The 2,673-nt window shown below is 69.9% G+C and carries 4 protein-coding genes and 1 pseudogene; 3 read left to right on the forward strand and 2 right to left on the reverse strand.

Features of this window, described 5'->3' with window-relative positions:
* Positions 1–357 (reverse strand): inositol monophosphatase family protein (locus RT567_RS15850; RefSeq protein WP_313577180.1); only part of this gene is annotated, 357 nt, incomplete at its 3' end.
* A 99-nt stretch (positions 358–456) separates the two neighbouring features.
* Between RT567_RS15850 and chpT the strand changes: the two genes are divergently transcribed.
* The 3 genes from chpT (at position 457) to RT567_RS15865 (ending at position 2,428) form a co-directional block, all read left to right on the forward strand.
* Positions 457–1,155, forward strand: a complete 699-nt coding sequence (chpT, locus tag RT567_RS15855; RefSeq protein ID WP_313577181.1) for a histidine phosphotransferase ChpT — start codon at positions 457–459, stop codon at positions 1,153–1,155.
* Positions 1,156–1,232: 77 nt separating this feature from the next.
* Positions 1,233–1,616, forward strand: a complete 384-nt coding sequence (locus tag RT567_RS15860; protein WP_313577182.1) for a response regulator — start codon at positions 1,233–1,235, stop codon at positions 1,614–1,616.
* Positions 1,613–2,428, forward strand: a complete 816-nt coding sequence (locus tag RT567_RS15865; RefSeq protein ID WP_313577183.1) for a protein-glutamate O-methyltransferase CheR — start codon at positions 1,613–1,615, stop codon at positions 2,426–2,428. Before RT567_RS15860 ends, RT567_RS15865 begins: the two co-directional genes overlap by 4 nt.
* A 4-nt stretch (positions 2,429–2,432) precedes the next feature.
* On the opposite strand, the pseudogene RT567_RS15870 reads toward RT567_RS15865, so the two are convergent.
* Positions 2,433–2,673, reverse strand: a pseudogene (locus RT567_RS15870) (bifunctional metallophosphatase/5'-nucleotidase); the annotation flags it as partial.

Here is a 2,673-nt window from a genome sequence, read left to right on the forward strand (position 1 = left end):
GGCGATGTTGACCGAATAGCTCTCGCGCCCCTGGACGAAGCCGCGCGTGCCGTCCAGCGGGTCGATGAGCCAGAACCACGTACCGACCGACGACGGGGCGCCGTCGGCGGCGACGGCCTCCTCGGCGACGGCCTCGACCTGGGGCCAATGTTCGGCCAGGCGGGCCAGGATCAGGGCCTCGGCGGCGCGGTCGGCCTCGGTCACGGGGCTGGCGTCGGCCTTGGTCTCGACGGCCGTATCGGCCCGCCAGTAGGGCAGGATCAGGCGCGCGGCTTCCTCGGCGATGTCGGCGATGACCTCGGCCAGGCGGCCGGAGGCGAGGTCGGTTTCGAGGTCGGCGTAGGCGGAGACGGTCATGAAGCGCTCGATAGACCATGCGGCCGGTTTAACGAACCGGCAAATCAGGCCACCTTGGCCTTAACCCTTTTGAAATTCTGCGCGCCCCGCCTTGGCATCATGACCGTTTCCGACGACACCGCCCCCCTATCCGCCGCCGATCTGCCTGTGGACGGCGCCGAACTGGCCGCCTTCATCGCCGCCAAGCTGTGCCACGACTTCATCAGCCCGGCCGGCGCCGTGATGTCGGGGCTGGACCTGCTGGACGATCCCGGCGCCCAGGACATGCGCGACGACGCCCTGGGCCTGATCCGTCAGAGCGCGGCCAAGATGGTGGCCCTGGTGCATTTCGCCCGGGTGGCCTTCGGCGCCGCGACCAGCAGCGAACGGTTCTCCGGCGCCGAACTGCACGGCCTGGTTGCGGGCCTGACCGACGGCGGGCGCGCCACGCTGGACTGGCGCGTAGGGGATGAGACCTTCACCAAGATCCAGGCCCGAGCCCTGATCAACCTGGCCTATCTGACCGTTTCGGCCCTGCCGATGGGCGGGGCGGCGGTGGTGACCGTCCGCCGGGAAGGCGATCAGTTGTTTCTGGTCGGATCGGCCGAGGGCGCCCGCGCCCGGCTCAAGCCGGAGGCCGTGGTCGGCCTGAAGGGCGAGCGGCTGACTGAGGGGCTGGCCGGGCAGTGGATCCAACCCTACTGGCTGTGGCTGACGGCGCGCGAGGCGGGCGGGCGGCTGGACCTGGCGGCTGAAGACGGCCGCGTGGCCTTGATGGCGCGCTTGCCGGGCGCTAGTGAGCAACCCGCGTTCGTCTAGCCAACGCTCCGTTAACCCGCCTGAACGACTATGGCGTGAGCGTGGTTTTGATCTCGCGCCAAACGGGAATAGACCCTGTGGACCCCAGAACCTGTCTGATCGTCGATGACAGCCGCATCATCCGCAAGGTGGCGCGCCGCATCCTGGAGGACCTGTCCTTTGACGTGGCCGAGGCGGCCGACGGCGCCGAGGCGCTGGACTATTGCCAGGCGGCTATGCCCCAGGTGGTGCTGCTGGACTGGCAGATGCCGGTGATGGACGGCCTGGCCTTCCTGCGTCGCCTGCGCGACCTGCCGGGCGGGGGCACGCCCAAGGTTCTGTTCTGTTCGGTCGAGACGCGGGCCGATCGAATCGCCGAAGCCCTGTCCGCAGGGGCCGACGAATATGTTATGAAGCCTTTCGACGGCGAGATCCTGCAAGCCAAGCTCGCCGAAGTGGGAGTGGTGCAGTCGCCGTCATGACGCCGGAGGATTTCGATCGTCTTCAGACCCTGCTGGCGTCCCGCGCCGGCTTCCGGCTGACCAGAGACCGGATGCAGCTGGCCGAGCATCGGCTGGGGCCTGTGGCGCGGCGCGAGGGCTATCACAACGTCGAGGCCATGCTGGCCAGCCTGTGGAGCCGCCCGGTCGCCTCCCTGGGCTGGAGCGTGATCGAGGCTCTGCTGAATGGCGAGACCTGGTTCCGGCGCGACCGTGCGGCCTTTGAGGTGATGGAGCGCGAACTGCTGCCCGCCCTGACGGCGGCGCGGCCAGGCGGCCGGGTGCGCATCTGGTGCGCGGGCGCCTCGACCGGACAGGAGGCCTATTCCCTGGCCATCGCCGCCCTGGAGGCGGGGGCCCAGGTCGAGATCGAGGCCACGGACCTGTCGCGCCAGGCGATCGAGAAGGCGCTGTCGGGCCTCTACACCTCGTTCGAGATTCAGCGCGGCCTGTCGGCGCGCGCCATGCTGCGCTGGTTCGAACAGGTCGACGACCAGTGGCGGGCGCGCCCCGAGCTGCGCGCCGCCATCGCCTTCACGCGCGCCAACCTGCTGGACGAGCCCACGGATGAGGGGCGGTTCGACGTCGTCTTCTGCCGCAACGTCCTGACCGATATGGCGCCGGAACGGCGTGCGCGGGTTCTGGACGGGCTGGAGCGGCGGATGGTCGACGACGGCTGCCTGTTCCTGGGCCACGACGAACGACCGGACGGCGACAGCGTGGCCTTCCGTCCTGTGGCCGGGCGCAAGGGCCTCTATGTGAAGAGCGCGGCCGCCGCCCGGCGCGCCGCCTGAGCCGTCAGGCGACCGACAGCAGGCCCTGAGCGGCGACGGCCTTGACGCCGGGGCCGGGAACCTCGGCGAAGGCCAGGTCCGTGACGCCGAAATACTCATGCTGGTTCAGGGCGCACCAGTCGGTGGTGACGATGCGGACAGTCTCGCGCTGTTCGCCGCCTTCGACCGCGCCATAGACGAAGTCGCCGGTGCGGCGCGCGAAGGGCATGACCCGGTCCTGATTGGCCAGGGCGGTCAGCTCGGCC

Origin of the sequence: Brevundimonas sp. (assembly GCF_032107865.1) — a bacterium.
GTDB lineage: Bacteria > Pseudomonadota > Alphaproteobacteria > Caulobacterales > Caulobacteraceae > Brevundimonas.